We start from the raw sequence: 20,343 nt of genomic DNA, 5'->3' as shown, positions 1-20,343 counted from the left end.
TGCTCTAGCCCAGGCCGGGGCCGCGCCGCCATCCGTCGCCGTACAAACGAAAAGGCCGGCTACCTTTCGGCGCCGGCCCTTCGTTCCGTCCTGGATCAGCTCGCCTGATTGGTCACCACATAGTCGCCGCTGTCGGCGACCTGCTGGTTGGTGACGACATAGTCGCCGCCATCGGCGGTCTGCTGGTTGGTGACGACATAGTCGCCCCCGTCGGCGGTCTGCTGATTGGTGACGACGTAGTCGCCACCATCGGCGGTCTGGTTGGTCACCACGTAGTCACCACCGTCGGCGACGATGTCGCGGGCATCGGCGAAGGCGGGGATCGCGGCCAGCAAACCGAACGCCGCGACGGTCGCGAAAAGGGTGCTCCGCATGGTCATGCTCCTCGTGCAACAGGTCCGGCAAACGCTGCGCCCAGAGACCTGAACTCCCCCTGATCCCCTTGTTCATCCGCCGTTCATCTCCCTCGGGAGGGGCGGGCGTGGGGTTGGATGAGATGGGCTCGTCTGCCGTCGACGCGGAACATGGCCTGCGCGGCGCCATTCCAGAACGCGCGGGGTTCTCCTAAGACTTATGCGCCAAAGTATGAAACCAAGCCGAAAAACCCGTCATTCATCCTTCCGGGGACGGGAAAGCAGCGTTTCCATGGCCTGCAGCACCGTCATCTGCCCGGTCACCACCGCCGCAACCGCGGCACAGACCGGCAATTCCTCGCCAAGCTCGGCCGCGCGGGCGATCAGGGCGGGCGCCGTCATCACACCTTCGGTCACGGCGCTGCGCCGGCCCAGTATGTCTTCCAGCCGCTCGCCGCGGCCGAGCGCCAGCCCCAGGCTGTAGTTGCGGCTGGCCACGCCGGCACAGGTCAGCATCAGGTCGCCCAGCCCCGACAGCCCGGCCACCGTTTCGGCCCGGCCGCCCAGCGCCACCGCCAGCCGCGCGATCTCCGCCAGGCCGCGCGTGACCAGCGCCGCGCGGGCGTTCTCGCCCAGCCCGGCGCCGACCACCGCGCCGGCCGCGATCGCCACCACGTTCTTCGCCGCCCCCCCGACCTCGGCCCCCACCGGGTCGTCATTGCCGTAGATGCGGAAAGAGGGAGTGCCGAGCGACGCGGCCACCGCCTCGCGCAGCGCCGGGTCGAGGGCGGCGATCACGGTGGCCGCCGGCAGCCCGGCGGCCACTTCGTGGGCGAAATTCGGCCCCGTCAGCACCCCCGCCGTCCGTCCGGGCAGGATCTCGGCCAGCACTTCCAGCGGCAGGCGCCGCGTGCCCGCCTCCACGCCCTTGGCGCAGACCGCCAGCGGCCCGCCGGGGGGCAGCCGGGCCGCCACCTCGCGCATGTGCTGCAAAGGCACCACCAGCAGCACCAGCGGCGCCGAAGGCAGCTCGCCGGTCACCGTGACCGTTTCCGGCAGGCGGATGCCGGGCAGGCGCGGATTCTCGCCATCCACGATGTTTCCGGGATGGCGCGCCCACAGGGTCACGCGGCTGCCGGCCCGCGCCGCCTGCACCGCCAGCGCCGTGCCCCAGGCGCCGGCCCCGATCACCGCCAGGTCTCTCACTGTCGGGTCATTCATCGACGATCCGCGTCACCGCGACGCCCTCCCCGTGTTCGCGCGTGCCCAGGCGCTGCAACAGGGCGCGCAGGATATCGTTGGCTGCCGCCTCGAATTGCCAGGGCGGGTTGACCACCAGCAGGCCGCAGCCGTTCAGCCGGGCCGGATCCAGCGGCTCGCGCAGCCACAGCTCGGCCGCGACCACGTCGCGCAGGCCGCTCTCGCGCAGGGCGGTGTGGAAGGCGCGGACCGGGGCGCGGTGCTTGACCGGATACCAGGCCGCCAGCACGGCGGCGGGGAAGCGGGCATGCGCCCGCCCCAGCCCCGCGGCCAGCCGGTCGAACTCGTCGGGGACCTCGTACGGCGGATCGACCAGCACCAGCGCCCGCCGCAGCCCGCTCGGGGGCGGCAGCAATGCGCCCAGGGCTTCCCAGGCATCCCGATGATGCACGGCGATCCCGCTGCCAGCCAGCGTCCGGCGCAGCGTTGCATGATCCTCCGGGTGCAGTTCGCAGCAGGCCAGCCGGTCCTGCGGGCGCAACAGCGCCTGCACCAGCACCGGCGAGCCGGGATACAGGCCGCACTCTCGTACCAGGGTGACGTAATCGGCCAGCGCCGGCGGCGGATCCTCGAGCAGGCGGCCGATGCCGCCACGCCACTCCCCGGTGCGCTCGGCCGGGCCGGAAGAGAGGTCGTAGCGGCCGATCCCGGCATGAGTGTCGAGCACGAACACGCCGCCCGGCTTGGCCTGCATGGCCCGCAGCAGCCAGACCATCAGGGCGTGCTTGACGCAGTCGGCGAAATTGCCGGCGTGGAAGGCGTGCCGGTAATTCACCGGGGCATGTCCGCGGGCCCGGCCCCGGTCGGGCTCATGTCGGCGGCATCCAGCGGCCAGCGCGGCCGCGGCGCATGGTCCAGCGCGTCGGTCAGCCCGAGGCGCAGGCGTTCGATGCCGACCCAGGCGACCATCACCGCGTTGTCCCCGCACAGCCGCAGCGGCGGCGCGGCGAAGCCGAAGCCGCGCGCGGCGGCGACCCGCTCCAGCGCCGTGCGCAGCGCGGTGTTGGCGGCGACCCCGCCGCCCACCACCATCAGCCGTCCCTCCGGCTGCCGGGCCCGGAACAGCTCGATCGCCCGCGCCGCCCGGTCCGCCATCACATCCACCACCGCCGCCTGGAATCCCGCGGCGATGTCGGCCGCGTCCTGGGCGGGCAGCGGTCCCGGTGGATAGGCGGCGACCACCTGCGCCACCGCCGTCTTCAGCCCGGAGAAGGAAAAGTCGCAGCCAGGCCGCCCCCGCAGCGGCCGCGGGAAGGCGAAGCGCGTGGGATCACCCTGCGCCGCCAGCCGCTCCACCGCCGGCCCGCCGGGCCAGCCCAGCCCGATCATCTTCGCCACCTTGTCGAAGGCCTCGCCGACCGCGTCGTCGATGGTCGAGCCGAGCCGCACGTGCCGCCCCACCCCTTCCACCGCGATACATTGGCAATGCCCCCCCGAGAGCAGCAGCAGCAGGTAGGGGAAGGGCGCGCCGCCCAGCACCAGCCCCGGCAGGCGGGCGGTCAGTGCATGCGCCTCCAGGTGGTTGACGGCGACGAAGGGCAGGCCACGGGCGAGCGCGATGCCCTTGCCGACGCCGCTGCCCACGATCAGCCCGCCGATCAGCCCGGGGCCGCTGCTCGCGGCGATGCCGGCGAGCCCGTCGAAGCCAAGCCCGGCCTGCCGCATCACCTGCCCGACCAGCCCGGGCAGATGCGCCAGATGGGCGCGTGCCGCGATTTCGGGCACCACGCCGCCATAAGTGGCATGATCCGCCTGGCTCAGCACCGCCTCGGCCAGGATCTGCCCATCCGGTGCCAGCACCGCGGCGGCGGTTTCGTCGCAGGACGATTCCAGCCCGAGCACCGGCCCCGGGCGGAGGCGACTCCATCTGTCAGGCACACTTGACTCCTGGACAGCAAAAGTGACAAGCGGATTGGACATGCCGTTCCACCCTTGTACCTGACCGAACTTCCCCTCAGGGAGCGGCTGGTTCTAGAGTAAACACATGAATGAAGCCCACCCCGCCTCGGCGCATGCCGCCCCTCCCGGCAGCAATCCGGCCTACCCACATGGCCATACGGCGCGGGTGAAGCCCCACGCCCGTGACCTGCCCCTGCGGGTCGGCACGCGTGGTTCGCCGCTTGCGCTCTGGCAGACACGTCACTTCCTGGGCATCCTCCGCACCTTCTGCCCGGTGCTCCGCAGCATGGACGTGTTCGAGGAACACGTGATCGCCACCACCGGCGATACCAGCCAGGCCAGCGGGCAGCGCCTTGCCGATATCGGCGGCAAGGGGCTCTGGGCCAAGGAAATCCATGAGGCCCTGCTGGACGGGCGCATCGATTTCGCCGTCCACAGCCTGAAGGACCTGGAAACCGAGATGCCCCCGGGCATTTCGCTGGCCTGCACGCTCAAGCGGGAAGACGCGCGCGATGCGCTGATCCTTGGCCCGCGCTGCGGCGAGGTCGATCCGGCGCATCCCTTCGCCGCCCTGCCCAAGGACGCGGTGATCGGGTCCAGCTCGGTGCGCCGGCAGGCGCAGCTGATGGCGACGCGGCCGGACGTCAAGGTGCAGATCCTGCGCGGCAACGTGCAGACGCGCATCGACAAGGTGCGCAAGCACGGCGAGGTCGACGCCACCTTCCTGGCGCTGGCCGGGCTGCGCCGGCTGGGCCTGGAGGACCAGGTCTCGGTGGTGATCGATTCCGAGGCGATGGTGCCGGCTGCCTGCCAGGGCATCGTCGGCATCACCGTCCGCACCGATGACACCGAGCTGCTGGAACTGCTCTCCGCCATCGAGGATCCCGAAGCGCGCGCCGTCTCCACGGCCGAGCGGGCCTTCCTGGGCGAGCTCGACGGCTCCTGCCGCACCCCGATCGGCGGCCATGCCCGGTTGCTGCCCGACGGCAACCTGCATTTGACCGGGCTGGTGGCGCGCGCCGATGGCAGCTTCATGCTCAAGCGCACGCTTACCGGCGCCAAGGCGGATGCCGCCCGGCTCGGCCGGGAGCTCGGCTGCAGCCTGCGTGCCGACAGCCCGCGCGACATCTTTGCCTGAGGCGGTCTTGCCTCGGGCACCTGCCTTGATCCCGGTCGGATGACCGGATCGTCTGCCTTGTCGCGGGCGGAGGCGTTGCCTCCGCCCGTCTTGCGTTTCCAAGGGTCCCGAGAGGCGGCCCCGACCGGGGCCGGAATGGTGTGATGACAGCAGCGTCCGTTTCCCCGCAACTGAATGGTGAGAGGGCGCTGGTGCTGGTGACGCGGCCACAGCCCGGCGCGACCGAGACGGCGCGCCGGCTGGCCGCCATGGGCTATGAATCGGTGGTCGCGCCGGTGATCGAGGTCACCGCGCTGCCGGCCCGCCTGCCCCGGCCGGAAAAGCTGCAGGCGGTGCTGGTGACCAGCGGCAACGCCCTGCCCGCGCTGACCGGGCACACCGCCCTGCCGTTGCTGGCCGTCGGTGACGCCACCGCGGCGAAGGCGCGCGCGATCGGCTTCACCAATGTGCAAAGCGCCGGCCGCGATGCCGAGGCGCTGGCCGCGCTGGTGGCCCGCAACTGCGATCCCGCCGGCCTGCCGCTGCTGGTGGCCAGCCAGCGTGGCCAGGCGCGTCCGCTGACCCGGGCGCTGCGTGCTGCCGGGTTTACGGTGGTGCACCGCCACGTCTACGCCGTCCAGCCGGTCACCGCCCTGCCGGAACCGGTCCGCGCCGCCTTTACCGAGGGGCGCCTCGGGGCTGTGCTGTTCTTCTCCCCCGCAACTGCTCGCACTTTCGTGACCCTCGCGGCCGGTCTACCGTCGGCAGCCTTCGCGCGTGTCGAGTCGCTGGCGATCTCGAAGACGGCGGCGGCTGCGCTCGCTTCCTTGCCGTGGCAACGTATCCGTGTTGCTTCTGCGCCTAACCAGGATCAACTGCTGGGCCTTCTGTCATGATTGAAAACGATCCCACCCCGGACAAGACGCCCAAGGATCCGCTGCGTCCCCCGGTGCCTCCTGCCGCACCGTCCCGGGTGGAGCCGAAGGCCGCGGACCCGGCAAAGCCGGCCGCCGGCAGCGTTCCTCCGGCCGCCGGCAGCGTTCCTCCGGCCGCCGGCGCCGTGCCGCCGCCGGCCCGGCCGGCGACTCCGGCTACGCCCCCGGTGACCAAGGCCGCCGAGCCGGCCAAGGCGCCGGCCCCGCCGCCCCGTGCGGCCGAGCCGGCGAAGACGCCCGCCCCGCCCAAGGCCGCCGAGCCGCCGAAGCCCCATGGCCACGGCGGGGTCGTGTTCTTCCTGCTGCTCGGCTGGGCCGCGACCGCCGCCGGCGGCTACTGGCTGTGGCAGGAGCAGCAGAAGCTCGCCACCGCCGTCCGCGAGGCCGCGCAGCAGCCGCCGCCTCCGCCGGTGCCATCGGTGCCGTCGGTCGATCCGGCCCAGGTGGCCGCGCATGAAAGCCGGCTGAGCAACCTGCAGCAGCGGCTGAGCCAGCTTGAGCAGCGCCCGGCCCCCGCACCCGTTCCCGCTTCCGGCGGTGTCGCGCCGGCCGCGGATCTGGGGCCGCTCCAGGCCCAGCTGGCGCAGCTTGCGGCCAGGTTGGACAGCCTGCAGGCAGCGCAGAATCCCGCCGCCTCCCAGGCCTTTGCCGACCGGCTGCAGAGCTTCGAGCAGCGCCTCGCCGAGGACGAGCGGCGCAGCCAGGCGGTGACCTCCAGCGCCGCGCTGATCTCGCGCCTGCAGACGGCCACGGCGGCCCTGGACGCCGGCAAGCCACTCGGCGCCATCCCGGGCGCGCCGCCCGAGCTCAGCCGCTTCGCCACCACCGCGCCCCCGACCATGGCCTCGCTGCGCCTGTCCTTCCCGGCCGCCGCGGCCGCGGCCGAGCAGGCGAGCGACCCGCAGGCCGCCGAGAAGACGGCACTCGAACGGATGTGGGACCGCGCGCAGGCGCTGGTGACGGTCCGCCAGGGCGACAAGGTTCTGGTCGGCGCCCCGGCCTCGCGTGTCCTGGCGCAGGCGCGCGCGCGGCTGGATGTCGGCGACCTCGAGGGCGCGGTGATCGCTCTCGACAAGCTGGATCCGCCGGCCGCCCAGGCCATGGCCGGATGGCGTGGACAGGCCCAGTCGCTGCTCGATGCCCGGGCGGCGCTGGCCAAGATGGCGCGCTCCTGATGTTCCGGGTCATCCTGTTCGTTGCCACCGGGGCCATCGCGATTGCGGTGGCCTGGTGGCTTGCCGAACTCCCCGGCACGGTGTCCGCCACGGTGGCGGGCGTCACGATCGAGGCCTCCACCTCGGTCGCCATCGTCGGTGTGGCGGTGCTGATCCTGGTGGTGCACCTGCTGCTCCGCCTGCTGGGCGGCCTGCTGCGCGTGCCGGGCCGGGTCGGCTACTGGGCCGGTCGCCGCAACCGCGCGGCCGGTGACGCCGCGGTCAACCGCACCCTGGTGGCCCTGGCCGCCGGCGAGGCGAACCACGCCAAGCGCGATGCGGAACGGGCCCGGCGCCTGCTCGGCGACACGCCGCAGACCATGCTGCTGGCCGCCGAGGCGCGCCGGCTCGCCGGAGAGGAAAACATCGCCGAAGCCATCTACCGGTCGATGGCCGAGCGCAAGGACTCCGCCTTCCTCGGGCTGCGCGGCTTGTACCGGCAGGCGGTGGCGCGGGAGGACTGGGACGCCGCGGCGGCGATCGCACGCCAGGTGGAGGCGGCCCATCCCGGCGGGTCCTGGCTGCGCGAGGAACGGGCGCAGCTTGCCGTGCGCACCGGCAACTGGATCGACGCGCTGGCGCTGAGCGGGCCGCAGGAACCGGTCGCCGACTTCGCCGTCGCCGCGGCCGCGGCCGAGGCCGATCCGTACGAGGCGGCGCGGCTGGCCAAGCGGGCCTGGAAGGCCGATCCGGGGCTGACCCCCGCGGCCATCGCCTATGCCACCCGGCTGCGCGAGACCGGACGCGAGAAACAGGCGCTGGAGGTGATCCAGACCGCCTGGGCCAAGTCGCCGCATCCCGACCTCGCCACCTTCGCCCTGGCCAGGGAACCGGATCCGGAGGCGCGGGTGCGCGCCGCGGTGCAACTGGTGGAGCGCAACGCCGACCACCCGGAGAGCCATTTCCTGCTGGCGCAGGAGCATCTCGCGGCCGGGCTGACCCAGGCGGCGCATCGCCACGCCGAGGCGGCGCGCCGGGCCGGGGTGACGCAGCGGCGGCTGTGGGTGCTGCTGGCGGACCTGGCGATCCAGGAACTGGGCGATACCGAGGAAGGGCGCGCCGCCCAGCGCGACGCCCTGCGCAAGGCCGCCGCGGCCGAGGACGATCCGGCCTGGCGCTGCGAGAGCTGTGGCACCGTGCACGAAAGTTGGAAGCCGGCCTGCCCGGCCTGCCATACCGCCGGGCGGATTCGCTGGGGCGTTCCGTCCCGGCTCGCTTTGCCGGGCCCGGCCTGAGCCAGGCGAGGGAGGGGGAGCAAACCGGCGCCAACGCGGGCGCGGCGAGGAAGCCCCCCTCCCACCAGAAACCGAACAGCACACGAGATCCGCCGTGAACCGGTCTGACCGGCACGGCGGACGGTGCCGGGGTCATGGGTCCGCGAGCAGCATTTCGATTCTGTCGACCAGTTCGGAAATGCTGACCGGCTTGCGCAAGAGCGAGAAGGTTCCGCTGACCGCCCCGCGCATTGCCAGCGTGACATCGTCGCCCACGTAGCCGGTCAGCAGAAGCGCCTGCAGGCCGGCACGTCTTGCCTGTGCCTCACGGATCAGGGCAACGCCATCCATTTCCGGCATCAGCAGGTCGGTCACCAGCACGTCAACCACCTCACCTGCTTCAAGCAGTGCCAGGGCTTCGGCACCGCTCCGCGCCGTCACCACGGCAAAGCCGCATGTCCCGAGGCTTGCAGCCAGGGTGCTCAGAATAACGCTCTCGTCGTCCACGATGAGTATCCGCCGGCCGGCACCCTTGGCCGGAACGTGCCCCTGGATCGCAGGGGGGGGCTCCCACGCTTCATGGTCATCGGGAACCGGCAGCCAGAGCGTGACGGTGGTGCCCCGGCCTGGTTCGCTTTCGATCGTCAGCCCGCCGCCGCTCTGCTCGGCGAACCCCCTGGCCATGGACAGGCCAAGGCCGGTGCCCTGGCCAAGCGGTTTCGTGGTGAAGAAGGGCTCGCAGGCACGCGCCAGGGTCGTGCTGTCCATGCCCATCCCGGTATCGTTGAGACTGAGGTGGATATAACGGCCAGGCTCAAAGCCCATCAGGCAGGCAGCCTCTGCTGCGATCACTTCGGTCCTGGACGCGATCGTGAGGGTGCCGCCATCCGGCATGGCATCGCGCGCGTTGACAGCGAGATTGATCAGAACGGTTTCGAGCTGGCCCCGATCGGCCAGCAAGGTGGGCAGTCCGGGCCGGACGTCAAAGCGTAACAGCATCGTGCTTGCGAGCGTGTGCGACAGCACCTCGCGCAGGTTGTCCAGCAATTCCGCAAGGTCGATTCTTTCCTTGCGCAGATCCAGCCGCCGGGCGAAGGCCAGCAATCGCTGGGTAATGGCGCTGCCGCGTTCCGTCGCATCGGAAATCATGCTGGTGTATTGGCGGATGTTGCCGGTGCCGGACAACTCGCTGTCTATGAGCGTCGCGCAGTTCTCCACGATCTGCAGGAGGTTGTTGAAATCGTGCGCGACCCCGCCGGCGAGCTGGCCGAGCGCGGCCAGGTTCTCGCTTTGGCGCATCGCCTTTTCCGCGTGCCGCCGCTCCTCGGCCTCGCGGATCAGCGCGGCAGTGCGCCGTTCCACCAGGCGTTCCAGCTCGGCGTGGCTCCTTGCCAGCGCCTCGCGCGCTTCCTTCTGCACCGTGATGTCCTCGGCAGAGACGGCGATGCGCTCGGCGTCGAGCACGACGGCGCCATTGCGGAACCATCCGCTGATGCTCTCTGCGCCATAGCGCAGTTCCACCTCACGGTCCGCGTCCTCGCCGTTGAGGAGGCGGACATAGCGTGGAAAGAGCAGCGGGTGGTCGCGATGGTTGGGGAAGCGCTGCAGCAGGCTTTGCCCGAACAGGTCATCCCCGGCTTTCGTCATGCGCAGGGTGGCCGGGTTGGCATACTCCCATTCGAAGTCCATGACCGCGCCATGCGCGTCCCGCACCGCCCGCAGGATGGCAAAAGGAATGGGGGAGAGTTCCTGCGAGGCCCTGAGCCTCGCCTCGCTCTCGCGTTGTGCTGCTTCGGCGCGATGCCGCGCCGTCACATCAAGCAGAATGCCGGCGCCGCGCACCGGCTGTCCGGCCCTGTCACGCTCCACCCTGCCGCGCGCGAGCAGCCACCGCTCCTCGCCGTCCGGGGCGAGATAGGCGGAGCGGTAGATCGTCTCGTAAGGCCCGCCGCCCTCAGCGGCCCGTTGCCAGGCATCGGCGACCACGGCGCGGTCGTCGGGATGGATGTCCTCCACCCAGTCCTGTGCCGTGAAGAAGGCACGCGTGGTGCCGAACAACACCATCGTTTCCGCCGACCGGCGGCCTTGGCCGGTCACGAAGTCCAGTTCCCATATGCCTACCCTGGCGCTCTCGGTGGCCAGGCGCAGCCGTGCCTCGCTCTCGCGCAGCGCTGCCTCGGCGGCTTTGCGGTCGGTGATCTCCAGTAAGGCCAAGCTGATACCGGTGATGGTCTCGCCCTCCCGGACCGGGCAATAGCCGGCCAGGAAAGTCCGGCGTACTGCCGGCATATTCGGAGCCGGTTTCTCGACCTCCACGTTTTCCAGGGCCTCGCCGGTTTCCAGCACGCGCAGAAGGGCCGGCTCCATTACCTCCGCCACGGGTGGCAGCAACTCGCGGAGCGTCCGGCCGATATGCGCGGCAACCGGAATGTCGTGTATCGTCGCAAGGCGCTCGTTCACCTCGCAGAAGCGCAGGTCGCGGTCGAGCCGGGCCAGCCCGACCGGTGCCACCGCATAGGTCGCCGCCAGCCGTGCCCGCTCCGCCGACAGCGCCGCGAGGACGCGTCGTTCCTCCGTCACGTCGCGGGCCACCGCGGCAACTCCGATCACCACGCCGCTGCGTGGGTCGCGGAGCGGCGCCTTGTTGCACTGCCAGACCTTGATCTGTCCGGTTTGCCCGTGCGGGCCACCTAGGTCGAAGGTGACCGCCTCACCGCTTTCCAGGACGCGGCGATCGGTCTCCGCCGAGACCTGGGCCAGCGCACGGTCGCTGCTATATGCGTCAACGGTGAGACCGAGGATGTCCTCTTCCCTGGCAAAGCCGAGCGCAGCCAGCGCTGCGGGGTTGGCGTAGAGTACCCTCCCACATCTATCCTTGGTCATGAGGGTGTCAGGCGTCGCCTCCCCCATAGCCCGCAGCATCTGCTCGCGCTCGGCCAGTCGGGACGCGGTCCTGCGTTCCTCGGTGATGTCCCGGAAGAACACGGTGATGCCGCCATCATCGGCGGGGAAGGCACGCGCCGAAAACCACCGGCCCAGGGAGGCATGGAACTGCTCGGCCTCGGTTGGTATGTGCTCGGCCATACAACGATGGCACGCATGCCAGAACGCGCTGCCGGCGGGTTCGGGGAAGGCATCCCAGATGTTCCGCCCGATCAGGTCGCGTCCGCCCGTGATCAGCGCGCGGGCGCGGCCATTGAGAAAGGTGAACCGCCAGTCGGGCGACAGCGCGAACACTCCTTCGCCGGTGCTCTCCAGCACATTGCGCAGGGCGTGGTCACGCGCCTCGGCCACCTCCGCCATGGCGTCGAACGCGCGGCCGAGGCGGCCGAACTCTGAACTGTCCTGTTGCAAGCCCGAGCGGGCGCCGAGATTGCCGAGCCGCCACTGATCGGCCACGTCGAGCAATTGCCCGACCGGCCGACGGATCAGCAGGAAACAAAGAAGAAAGGTTATCGCCAGAGCCGAACCGGTTCCGGCAAGAACCAGGATCAGCCCCGCACGATTTGCCTGTGTCACGTTGGCGAAGGTGACATCCTTGTCCAGCTCGACCGTGATCAGCAATTGCCTGGGCTGGGCGCCCAGGGGGGAATAGCTGACGATACGTTCCCGGCCATCCCGACCGGCCAGCGGGATGGCCTCGTCCTGAGACCCCTCCAGCATGAAGCGGTCCTCTTCCGGCATGCGGTGGCCGACCTGCTGCCGCCCCCCGGGGGTTTTCGCCAGTATGGTGCCGTTGCGGTCCATGATCGCGACGGTGGCTCCCGGCGGCAGCGACAGGCGCCCGAGCTGCCGGTTCAGCCACTCGATGCTGAGGCCCAGTTGCACCACGCCCGCGGGGGTTCCGTCCTTGTGACGGAACGGCTTCGCCATGTGAATGGTCGGTGCATGCGACAGCCGGCCCATGGTGTAATCAGCCAGGACGAAACCTTCGGTTTCCAGGGCCAGGCGGAAGAACGTGCGGTCTGATGCATTGACCCCGGAGTCGAATGGACCCGACGCACAGATGACCTGCCCGTCCAGTGCAATGACTGCGGCGGCGTTATAGCGCGGCTGCTCCCGCACGATATTGGCCAGCAGGTGGTGGCATGCCGCAGGCTGCTTCTCCTCCACCGCTTGTGCGCTGTCGATCCCGCTCAGCAACTGCTCCGCGCCCTGGATCATTTGCTGCTGCTCGGAGGCGACGTGGCGCATCAGGCGGAACGCCTCGTCGTACATGAGCTGCTGCCGGATATGGCGTGCCTCGCGTTCCGTGTGGGTCTGGAACACCAAGGTTGGCACCAAGGCCAGAAATACAGTCAGAAGCATCCGAAGCGAGATGCTTTTCATGTACACCATATCGAAGCTTTAATCTGGAATGGTGACTAATGATATCCTAATGCCAGGGGATGGATTGGTCTGGCTGAAATCGGCTAAAATTTCGCCTGTGCATTTAAGTTTTGGTCTGAGGTGCATGCCCGGCCGGACCTGCGCCTGACTGGTTTATCTTGCCATTATTGCAAGTGGTGGGAATATCCGCATCGGAACCCATCACAACACCAAAGGCGGTGTTTCGAGGCGGATTCCTGCGCTTGCTGACCTGAATGACCGGATGCCAAGGCAGCTGCGAAGCTGGACCTGACGCCGGAATCCTGGCGAGTTATGACGTTGATGCTGAAAGCGGTACTCGCTTGGCCCGCCAACGCCCCGGGTCTGGTCCGGGTTGGCGCGTCAATGCGGTCGCCAGCGTGGGCGGCGAGGCTTCAGGCCGATCCGGGGATGTCGGCACCTGTTGCGCGGCCATGGCAGTACGAAAAAAAACCCGGCGCACGTGCCCCATCGGCGCCGGGTTCAGGTATTTGCCCTGGCCCGCTGTTCTCAAGCGGCGGGTCGGGCTTGGCGGCAGCGGCCGGGTCCGGGACGGGGTCCCCCCCCGCCCCCGACCGCCGCCGAAGTCACGTCACTTGGCCAGTTCGTGGCCATGCACCTTGTCGTCGTGGAACTGCGCCGCCTCGGTGCTGCCGGCGAAGGCCGTGGTCGAGGACTTGCCGCCGCTCGCCGCCGTGGCGACCGCGTCGAAGTAGCTGACGCCGACCTCGCGCTGGTGGCGCACCGCGGTGAAGCCCTGCGCCTCGGCCGCGAACTCGGCCTGCTGCAGCTCGGAATAGGCGCCCATGCCGCGATCCTTGTAGGCGTGGGCCAGCTGGAACATCGACAGGTTCAGGCTGTGGAAGCCAGCGAGCGTGACGAACTGGAACTTGTAGCCCATCGCGCCGATTTCACGCTGGAACTTCGCGGCCGCCTCGACGCCCATCTTGCGCTGCCAGTTGAAGGACGGGCTGCAGTTGTAGGCGAGCAGCTTGCCGGGGAACTGCTTGTGGATCGCCTCGGCGAAGGCGCGCGCGTCATCCAGATCCGGATCAGAGGTTTCCCACCACAGCAGGTCGGCATACGGCGCGTAGGCCAGGCCGCGGGCGATGGCGTATTCCTTGCCCACGCCGGGCTTGATGCGGAAGAAGCCTTCGGCGGTGCGCTCGCCCGACAGGAATGGCCGGTCGCGCTCGTCCACGTCGGAGGTCAGCAACTGCGCGCTCTCGGCGTCAGTGCGGCAGAGCAGCACGGTCGGCACGCCTTCCACGTCGGCGGCGAGGCGCGCGGAGTTCAGGGTGCGGATGTGCTGGCTGATCGGGATCAGCACCTTGCCGCCGAGATGGCCGCACTTCTTCTCCGACGCGAGCTGGTCCTCGAAGTGCACGCCGCCGGCGCCGGCCTCGATCATGGCGCGCATCAGCTCGAACACGTTCAGGGCCCCGCCGAACCCGGCCTCGGCGTCGGCGACGATCGGCGCCATCCAATGCGTGGAGGTGTTGCCCTCCATCTTGTGGATCACGTCCTGCCGGCGCAGCGCGTTATTGATGCGGCGCACCACCGTGGGCACCGAATCCACCGGATAGAGCGACTGGTCGGGATAGGTCTGGCAGCCGGTATTGGCGTCGGCCGCGACCTGCCAGCCCGACAGGTAAATTGCTTTCAGCCCCGCCTTCACCTGCTGCACGGCCTGCAGGCCGGTCAGCGCACCCAGGGTGTTCACATAGGGCTCGGTCTTCAGCAGCTGCCACAGGCGCCGCGCCCCCATTTCCGCCAGCGTGTGACGGACCCGGAACGTGCCGGAGAGACGCTCGACATCGGCAGGCGTATAGTCACGCACGATACCGGCGAAGCGATCGGGATCGACTGCGGGGGTACCGGGGAGGCCATCCGGCATCTGCGGAATGTCGTAAGGCTGGGGCATGGTCGGCTTCTCCTTGGAGGCGCGCCTGGGGTCGCGCCGACGGCGTGAACTATTCACAGATTTTCGGAGAAGCGTATCCATAAACTGCGTGACTCCACGCAATGGCGTAATCATCTTAACCACATTGGGCGGTAAAGTTGTAAAGGCTGTGAAGGCATGTCTCGACCTCTGATTGGGCGCACCCTCCGCCGCTTGCGCCAGGAGCGGGGCCTGACCCAACAGGCGCTGGCCACCCGGCTGGGCATTTCCGCCAGCTACCTGAACTTGATCGAGCACGATCAGCGCACCGTCACCGCCAGCCTGTTGATCAAGCTGGCGGAAACGTTGCAGGTCGAGCTCGCGGCGCTGTCCGGCGCGGCCGAGCGGCAGCTCGAGGCGCAGCTGCGCGAGGTGTTCGCCGATCCGCTGCTGGGGCCGGAGGAGGTGGCCGACACCGAGATTTCCGCCCTGGTCGGCGGCAGTCCGGGGGCGGCGCGGGCGGTGCTGGCGCTGTACCGGGCGTGGCGGGTGGCGCGCGAGGACGCCGGCGGCATTGCCCTGCCGTCCGGGCGGCGCATCCTGCTGCCCACCGAGGAGGCGCGCGACGTCTTCAACGACCGCTCCAACCACTTCCCCCAGATCGAGGAGGCGGCCGAGGCGCTGGGCACGGATCTCGCCGTGCGCCCATCGGAGATGAACCATGCCATCGCCGAGCGGTTGCGCCGGCGCCACGGCCTGACCGTGACGGTGGGGCCGTTGCCGGGGGCGTTGCGTCGCTATGATCCGGTGGCGCGCAGCCTGGTGCTGTCCGAGCAGCTTCCGCGTGAGAGCCGTGGCTTCCACCTGGCCTTCCAGCTGGTGCTGCTGGAGGCGCGCGAGCCGGTGGAGGCGTTGCTCAAGGAAATCGCGCCGTCCTCGCCCGAGGCGACGGCGCTGATCCGGATCGGCTTCCTGAACTATGCCGCGGCGGCCCTGCTGATGCCCTACGGCGCTTTCCTCGAGGCGGCGCAGGAACTGCGCCACGACGTCGAGGCCCTGGCCGCCCGGTTCGGCGTGAGCTTCGAGCAGGCCAGCCAGCGCCTGGCCTCGCTGCAGCGGTCGGGGGCGCGGGGCGTACCTTTTTTCTTTTTACGGGTGGATCCGGCGGGGAACGTCTCCAAGCGGTTCTCGGCGGCGGGGTTCCCGTTCGCCCGGTTCGGTGGGTCCTGTCCGCGCTGGGTGGTGTACGGGGCGATGGCGACGCCGGGACGGGTGGTGGTGCAGGTCGCCCAGTTGCCGGATGGCGGGACCTTCCTGTGCTTCGCGCGGGCGGTGATCGCGCCGGCGGCGCGCTGGGGGGACCCGCCCCCGGTGCGCATCATCGCCATGGGCTGCGACATCGCCCATGCCGAGCAGGTGGCCTATGCGGATGGGATCGACATCGAGCGGGCGATGGTGGCGATCGGCCTGTCCTGTCGGCTGTGCGACCGGCCGGACTGTCGCAGCCGCGCCTTCCCGCCGCTTGAGCATCGTCTGGCGCTCGATCCCATGACCACCGGAACCAGCCCCTATCGTTTTGAGCCCCGGCGGGGGTAAACCCGCCGCATGTCGTCGCGTCGTCCCGTCTGCGCCGTCTGCGGCGCCTCTGTCCGTTCGCCGTTCCGTCCCCCGCCGGCGGAGATGGCGCCCGATCTCGATCTGCGGCCGGGGGAGCCGACCCGCTCGACGCTGCCGCGCTGGCTGCAGGTCTGTGGGGGATGCGGCGCGGTGGCCCCGGATCTGGCCGCCTTGCCGCCCACCGCCGCCGCGGTGCTCGGCTCCGCCGAATTCGCCGAGTTGCGGACCAGGCTGCCGGGCTGCCTGCCGTTCCTGCGCTGGGCCATGCTGGCCCGGCCGGAGGAGCGGCGCGAGGCGTTGCTGCAGGCGGCCTGGGTCGCCGACGATGCCGGGGACCTGGCGGAAGCGGTGTCGCTGCGACGGCTCACGGCCTCGGCCTGGGGGGAGCCGGAGAGTCCCGAAAGTGCGTTGCGGCTGATCGATGTGCTGCGCCGGGCCGGCGAGTTCGAACTGGCCCGCGCCCGGGCGGCGGCGCTCGATCCGGATGCGATGGACGAGGTATCCGCCCAGATCCTGGTGTTCCAGCGGGCCCGCATCGCCGCGGGGGATGCGGGGCGGCATCTGATGAGCAGCGTGGTGCGGCCGCCGGCAAGCCGTCCGCATGTGGCCCAGGCGCGGCGGCCGAAACCCGCCCGCCGCGGCCTGTGGGGCCGGCTGCTGGGCGGGTAACGCGATCCGGCGGAGCGCGGAGGTTTACCGCAGCTCCGGCAATGCCGTGGCCTCAACCGGGGCCAGTCCCGGCTGCAACTGCACGAGCAGCACGCCGAAGCGCGGCAGCAGGGCGGTCCCGGGGCCGACCTTCGGCGCGAAGCCGCTCTCGGCCAGCACGTGGAACGAGGGATAGCCCTCCAGGTCCACCTGCACCGGTGTTTCGCTCAGGTTGAACAGGCACAGGATGCGCTCGTCCTGATCCTCCCGCAGGAAGCCGACCAGCGGCTCCGGCAGTTCGACCGGGGTCAGCGATCCCCATCTCAGGGCGGGGCGGGTGCGGCGCCAGGCAAGAAAGCGGCGCCAGCCGGCCAGCACGCTGGTGGGGGTCTCCTGGGTATCCACCGCGCGCGCCCGGTGGGACGCCGGCACCGGCAGCCAGGGCCTTGCGGTGGTGAAGCCGGCGTGGTCGGCGGAGGCGGTCCAGGGCATCGGGGTGCGGCTGCCGTCGCGGCCGCGGAATTCCGGCCAGAAGGCGATGCCGAACGGGTCGCGCATGTCCTCGAAGGCCAGCTCGGCTTCCGGCAGGGCCAGTTCCTCGCCCTGGTAGACGCTGACGCTGCCGCGCAGGCACAGCAGGAAGGCCATCAGCAGGCGGGCGAAATCGGTATCATTTTCCCCCGCGCGGCCCCGCGGGTGCCAGCGGGTGACGGCGCGCTCGACGTCGTGGTTGGAGAAGCTCCAGCACGGCCAGCCGTCGCGCATCGCGCCGATGTCCTGGATCAGCGTGCGCACGGTCGGCCAGTCGAAGCCGTGGCGCAGCGGGCGGAGCGTATAGGCCATGTGCAGGTGCTCGCTGCCGGCTGTGTACCGTTGCAGCCGGGCAAGGGCGCCGTCCTGGCTGGAGACCTCGCCGAGCGTGGTGGCGCCGGGGAACTGGTCGGTCAGGGCACGGATGCGGGCGAGCACGCCCATGGCCTGGGGCTGCAGCATGTCGTGCAGGTGTTGCTGCAGGCCGAAGATCTTGGCGGGCAGGGGGCCGGGCGGGCGCGGGGCCGCCGGGTTGGATCGCAGGGCCGGGTCGTGCATCAGGAAGTCGATCGCATCCAGGCGGAACCCGTCGACGCCGCGCGCGAGCCAGAAGCGGCCCCCTTCCAGGATGGCGTCCACCACGGCGGGGCTGTGCAGGTTCAGCGCCGGCTGGTGAGTGAGGAAATGGTGCAGGTAGTACTGGCGTCGCCGTGGTTCCCAGGTCCAGGCGCTGCCGCCGAACACCGAGAGCCAGTTATTGGGCGGGGTGCCGTCCGGGCTGGGGTCGGCCCAGACGTACCAGTCGGCGCGGGGATTGTCGCGGCTGGCGCGGCTTTCCAGGAACCAGCCGTGGCGGTCGCTGGTATGGCTCCAGACCTGGTCGATCAGCACCTTCAGCCCGAGCGCATGGGCGCGGGCGAGCAGGGTGTCGAAATCCGCCATCGTGCCGAAGATCGGATCGACGGCGAGGTGGTCGGAGACGTCGTAGCCGAAATCCTTCTGCGGCGAGGTGAAGAACGGGCAGAGCCAGATCGCGTCCACCCCGAGCCGCGCGACGTGATCGAGACGGGCGGTAATTCCCGGCAGGTCGCCGATGCCATCGTTATTGCTGTCGAAATAACTGCGCGGATAGATCTGATAAATGACCGCGCCGCGCCACCAGTCCATGTCGTTCCTGCCGTCCGTTGGTCTCGCGTAATCTTGATAGCGATCGCGCCGACGCAACCTCAAGCAGAAAATCTTCCGGCAAAATATTAATCATAAATTGTGACGCTTCCGCGTGGACCGGCTATTCCGCGGCGCTGCGCAGGGCGGCTCCGGCGGCCAGCGGGCAGAGCGGCAGCGCCGCCGCCAGCAGGGCGCTGAGCAGCAGCAGGTGTGGTCGCGGCGACAGTCCGCCGGAGGCGGCGTCGGCGGCGGCGACGCCGAAGATCAGCACCGGGGCGGCCAGCGGCAGCACCAGCAGCGGCAGCAGCACCCCGCCGCGTCGTGCCCCCAGCACCAGCGCCGCCCCTGTCGTGCCCAGCAGCGAGAGCAGCATCGTGCCCGGCAGCAGCCCGAGCAGCAGCACCGGGATCGCCTCTTCCGGCATGCGCAGCATGATCGCCAGCGGCGCGGCGGCGGCGAGCAGCGGCACGCCGGTGACCAGCCAGTGCGCGACGGCCTTCGCCAGGGTCACGCCCGAGGCCGGCAGGCCGCAGAGCAGCAGCAGGTCGAGCGAGCCGTCGTCGTGGTCGGCACCGAACAGCCGGTCCAGCGGCAGCAGGGCGGCGAGCAGGGCGCAGACCCAGATCACGCCCGGAGCGATGCGCCCCAGCGTCTCGGGGGCCGGCCCGATGGCCAGCGGGAACAGCGCGGCGGCGATCAGGAAGAACAGCAGCGCGGCCAAAGTGTCGCTGCCGTGGCGGAGCGACAGCCGCAGCTCGCGCGCCAGCAGGCCGGTCAGGGGGTGCATCGGATCCTCCGCGGGAAAGCGCGGTGCTGTGGGGCGGGCATCGGGATTTATCCGGCGGTGTTGGCGACCCAGGTGGCGTGGCGGGCCCCTGGCAACCGGGCGAGGCGATCAACCACCGCGTCCAGCTCCTGCGCATGCACCGAGGTGGTCATCAGCCGGGCGGCGATCTCGACCCCGTCGCCGGTTGGGGCGATGGTCAGCTCGGCCACCGGGAAGCGGGCGCTGTCCAGCAGCTCGATGATGGCGTCGGGCAGCTCCGGCGTGTCGGACACTGCCCGCACCCGCACGGTGTAGGTCGCCTCGGTGGCGCGTTCGTCCACGGGGATGCGATTGATGGCGTTGACCAACGGGCGCAGCAGCGTGTTGGCGGACAGCACGGCGAGCGTGACCACGATTGCCTCCACCATCATCCCCGCCCCGGCGCAGGCGCCGACCGCGGCGGCGCCCCAGAGCGTGGCGGCGGTGTTGAGGCCACGGATGTTGCGGCCTTCCTTCATGATCACGCCGGCGCCGAGGAAGCCGATGCCGGAGACCACATAGGCGATGACGCGCACCGCGCCCTCGGCGCCGCCGAGGCGCATGCCGAGATCGACGAAACCGGCGGCGCCGACCGCCACCAATACGGTGGTGCGCAATCCGGCGGTGCGTTGGCGATACTGCCGCTCGGCGCCGATCAGCGTGCCGAGCACGAAGGCGGCAAGCAGGCAAGCCAGGGTCTGCGCCTGTTCGGCCAGGGCCGCAGTGTGAAGAAACGACATCGTCCGCTCAGGCCAGGCGAAATTCGGTGGCGTCGGGCAGCGGCAATGGCAGGTGGGTAGCCGCCACGACGATACCGCCGCGGCTGCGATGCGCCGCCAGCAGCTCCCCGAAGCGCCCTACCGAGGCCACGTCCAGCCCGAGTGTCGGCTCGTCCAGCAGCCACAGCGCCGCGGGCGTCATCGCCATTCGCGCGATCGCCAGCCGACGCTTTTGCCCCGCCGAGAGCATCCGGCCCGGCAGGTCCGCCAGCCGGGCCAGGTCAACCGCTTCCAGCGCCCGGGTGATCGCCGTCGGGGCGCCCCAGAAGCGCAGGTTCTCGGCCACCGTGAGTCCCGGTTTCACCGCATCCTGATGACCAAGGTACCGCACCCGGCCGGCATGGGTCGGCAGGTCGGCGAGCGCATCCTGCCCGTCCCACAGCAGCCGTCCCGCCTCGACCCGCCCGAGCCCGGCCAGCAGCCGCAGCAAGGTGGACTTGCCCGAGCCGTTGGGCCCCACCAGCAGCATCGCGCCGCCCGCGGCCACGCTGAACGACAGGCCGGCAAACACCAGCCGCTCGCCGCGAAACGCCGCGAGGTTCTCCGCCTGAAGCACGACCCCTCCGCATACCGTT

General features: G+C 70.3%; 16 protein-coding genes. 6 read left to right on the top strand and 10 right to left on the bottom strand.

Annotation, left to right across the window (positions count from 1 at the left end; all coding sequences use genetic code 11):
* Nucleotides 1–95: 95 nt before the first annotated feature.
* The 4 genes from NBY65_RS09765 to tsaD form a co-directional block, all read right to left on the bottom strand.
* Complete coding sequence (locus tag NBY65_RS09765) at nt 96–374, bottom strand: hypothetical protein (RefSeq protein WP_150039655.1); 279 nt, start codon at nt 372–374, stop codon at nt 96–98.
* A gap of 234 nt (nt 375–608) precedes the next feature.
* A complete protein-coding gene (locus NBY65_RS09760) occupies nt 609–1,574 on the bottom strand; it encodes an NAD(P)H-dependent glycerol-3-phosphate dehydrogenase (RefSeq protein WP_150039656.1) in 966 nt (321 codons plus the stop codon).
* A complete protein-coding gene (locus NBY65_RS09755; protein WP_150039657.1) occupies nt 1,567–2,388 on the bottom strand; it encodes a 23S rRNA (adenine(2030)-N(6))-methyltransferase RlmJ in 822 nt (273 codons plus the stop codon). Before NBY65_RS09755 ends, NBY65_RS09760 begins: the two co-directional genes overlap by 8 nt.
* Nucleotides 2,385–3,491 carry a tRNA (adenosine(37)-N6)-threonylcarbamoyltransferase complex transferase subunit TsaD gene (gene tsaD, locus NBY65_RS09750; RefSeq protein WP_250265651.1) on the bottom strand — a complete coding sequence of 369 codons (1,107 nt, stop codon included), beginning with the start codon at nt 3,489–3,491 and terminating at the stop codon, nt 2,385–2,387. Before tsaD ends, NBY65_RS09755 begins: the two co-directional genes overlap by 4 nt.
* A gap of 106 nt (nt 3,492–3,597) precedes the next feature.
* Between tsaD and hemC the strand changes: the two genes are divergently transcribed.
* The 4 genes from hemC (at nt 3,598) to NBY65_RS09730 (ending at nt 8,013) form a co-directional block, all read left to right on the top strand.
* On the top strand, nt 3,598–4,650 hold the full coding sequence (gene hemC / locus NBY65_RS09745) for a hydroxymethylbilane synthase (RefSeq protein WP_150039659.1): 1,053 nt from the start codon (nt 3,598–3,600) through the stop codon (nt 4,648–4,650).
* A gap of 143 nt (nt 4,651–4,793) precedes the next feature.
* Nucleotides 4,794–5,525: a uroporphyrinogen-III synthase gene (locus tag NBY65_RS09740; protein ID WP_150039660.1), complete on the top strand. Its 732-nt coding sequence runs from the start codon at nt 4,794–4,796 to the stop codon at nt 5,523–5,525.
* Complete coding sequence (locus NBY65_RS09735; protein ID WP_150039661.1) at nt 5,522–6,739, top strand: COG4223 family protein; 1,218 nt, start codon at nt 5,522–5,524, stop codon at nt 6,737–6,739. The genes NBY65_RS09740 and NBY65_RS09735 overlap by 4 nt, the downstream gene beginning before the upstream one ends.
* Complete coding sequence (locus tag NBY65_RS09730) at nt 6,739–8,013, top strand: heme biosynthesis HemY N-terminal domain-containing protein (RefSeq protein WP_162530451.1); 1,275 nt, start codon at nt 6,739–6,741, stop codon at nt 8,011–8,013. The genes NBY65_RS09735 and NBY65_RS09730 overlap by 1 nt, the downstream gene beginning before the upstream one ends.
* A gap of 132 nt (nt 8,014–8,145) precedes the next feature.
* Here NBY65_RS09730 and NBY65_RS09725 read toward each other — a convergent pair whose 3' ends face one another.
* Together NBY65_RS09725 and aceA are read right to left on the bottom strand one after the other, a co-directional pair.
* Nucleotides 8,146–12,261, bottom strand: a complete 4,116-nt coding sequence (locus NBY65_RS09725; RefSeq protein WP_250265650.1) for a PAS domain-containing protein — start codon at nt 12,259–12,261, stop codon at nt 8,146–8,148.
* A gap of 670 nt (nt 12,262–12,931) precedes the next feature.
* A complete protein-coding gene (gene aceA, locus NBY65_RS09720; protein ID WP_456312041.1) occupies nt 12,932–14,263 on the bottom strand; it encodes an isocitrate lyase in 1,332 nt (443 codons plus the stop codon).
* Nucleotides 14,264–14,419: 156 nt separating this feature from the next.
* On the opposite strand from aceA, the gene NBY65_RS09715 reads away from it, so the two are divergent.
* Both NBY65_RS09715 and NBY65_RS09710 read left to right on the top strand, forming a co-directional pair.
* A complete protein-coding gene (locus NBY65_RS09715; RefSeq protein ID WP_150039664.1) occupies nt 14,420–15,817 on the top strand; it encodes a helix-turn-helix domain-containing protein in 1,398 nt (465 codons plus the stop codon).
* 9 nt (nt 15,818–15,826) lie between these two features.
* Nucleotides 15,827–16,507, top strand: a complete 681-nt coding sequence (locus NBY65_RS09710; RefSeq protein WP_150039665.1) for a hypothetical protein — start codon at nt 15,827–15,829, stop codon at nt 16,505–16,507.
* Between the two features lie 24 nt (nt 16,508–16,531).
* Here the strand turns inward: NBY65_RS09710 and NBY65_RS09705 are convergent, their stop codons facing one another.
* The 4 genes from NBY65_RS09705 to ccmA all read right to left on the bottom strand — a co-directional run bounded on the left by NBY65_RS09705 (nt 16,532) and on the right by ccmA (nt 20,324).
* Nucleotides 16,532–18,184, bottom strand: coding sequence for an alpha-glucosidase (locus tag NBY65_RS09705; RefSeq protein ID WP_150039666.1), 1,653 nt, complete (start codon nt 18,182–18,184; stop codon nt 16,532–16,534).
* Between the two features lie 121 nt (nt 18,185–18,305).
* Nucleotides 18,306–18,971, bottom strand: a complete 666-nt coding sequence (gene ccmB / locus NBY65_RS09700) for a heme exporter protein CcmB (protein WP_150039667.1) — start codon at nt 18,969–18,971, stop codon at nt 18,306–18,308.
* A 47-nt stretch (nt 18,972–19,018) separates the two neighbouring features.
* The gene (locus NBY65_RS09695; RefSeq protein ID WP_150039668.1) at nt 19,019–19,729 is read right to left on the bottom strand and encodes an MgtC/SapB family protein; all 711 of its coding nucleotides are present in this window, start codon (nt 19,727–19,729) and stop codon (nt 19,019–19,021) included.
* Between the two features lie 7 nt (nt 19,730–19,736).
* On the bottom strand, nt 19,737–20,324 hold the full coding sequence (gene ccmA, locus NBY65_RS09690; RefSeq protein ID WP_239002697.1) for a heme ABC exporter ATP-binding protein CcmA: 588 nt from the start codon (nt 20,322–20,324) through the stop codon (nt 19,737–19,739).
* Between the last annotated feature and the right edge of the window lie 19 nt (nt 20,325–20,343).

Source organism: Rhodovastum atsumiense (assembly GCF_937425535.1).
Classification (GTDB): domain Bacteria; phylum Pseudomonadota; class Alphaproteobacteria; order Acetobacterales; family Acetobacteraceae; genus Rhodovastum; species Rhodovastum atsumiense.
This window is presented reverse-complemented; position numbering and strand designations above follow the sequence as displayed.

What these genes read in the sequence shown, in the direction of transcription:
- NBY65_RS09705 (WP_150039666.1), bottom strand. Translation starts at nt 18,184, where the DNA reads ATGGACTGGTGGCGCGGCGCGGTCATTTATCAGATCTATCCGCGCAGT.
- NBY65_RS09735 (WP_150039661.1), top strand. Translation starts at nt 5,522, where the DNA reads ATGATTGAAAACGATCCCACCCCGGACAAGACGCCCAAGGATCCGCTG.
- aceA (WP_456312041.1), bottom strand. Translation starts at nt 14,263, where the DNA reads ATGCCCCAGCCTTACGACATTCCGCAGATGCCGGATGGCCTCCCCGGT.
- NBY65_RS09730 (WP_162530451.1), top strand. Translation starts at nt 6,739, where the DNA reads ATGTTCCGGGTCATCCTGTTCGTTGCCACCGGGGCCATCGCGATTGCG.
- NBY65_RS09695 (WP_150039668.1), bottom strand. Translation starts at nt 19,729, where the DNA reads ATGTCGTTTCTTCACACTGCGGCCCTGGCCGAACAGGCGCAGACCCTG.
- hemC (WP_150039659.1), top strand. Translation starts at nt 3,598, where the DNA reads ATGAATGAAGCCCACCCCGCCTCGGCGCATGCCGCCCCTCCCGGCAGC.
- NBY65_RS09740 (WP_150039660.1), top strand. Translation starts at nt 4,794, where the DNA reads ATGACAGCAGCGTCCGTTTCCCCGCAACTGAATGGTGAGAGGGCGCTG.
- NBY65_RS09715 (WP_150039664.1), top strand. Translation starts at nt 14,420, where the DNA reads ATGTCTCGACCTCTGATTGGGCGCACCCTCCGCCGCTTGCGCCAGGAG.
- ccmB (WP_150039667.1), bottom strand. Translation starts at nt 18,971, where the DNA reads ATGCACCCCCTGACCGGCCTGCTGGCGCGCGAGCTGCGGCTGTCGCTC.
- NBY65_RS09760 (WP_150039656.1), bottom strand. Translation starts at nt 1,574, where the DNA reads ATGAATGACCCGACAGTGAGAGACCTGGCGGTGATCGGGGCCGGCGCC.
- NBY65_RS09710 (WP_150039665.1), top strand. Translation starts at nt 15,827, where the DNA reads ATGTCGTCGCGTCGTCCCGTCTGCGCCGTCTGCGGCGCCTCTGTCCGT.
- NBY65_RS09765 (WP_150039655.1), bottom strand. Translation starts at nt 374, where the DNA reads ATGCGGAGCACCCTTTTCGCGACCGTCGCGGCGTTCGGTTTGCTGGCC.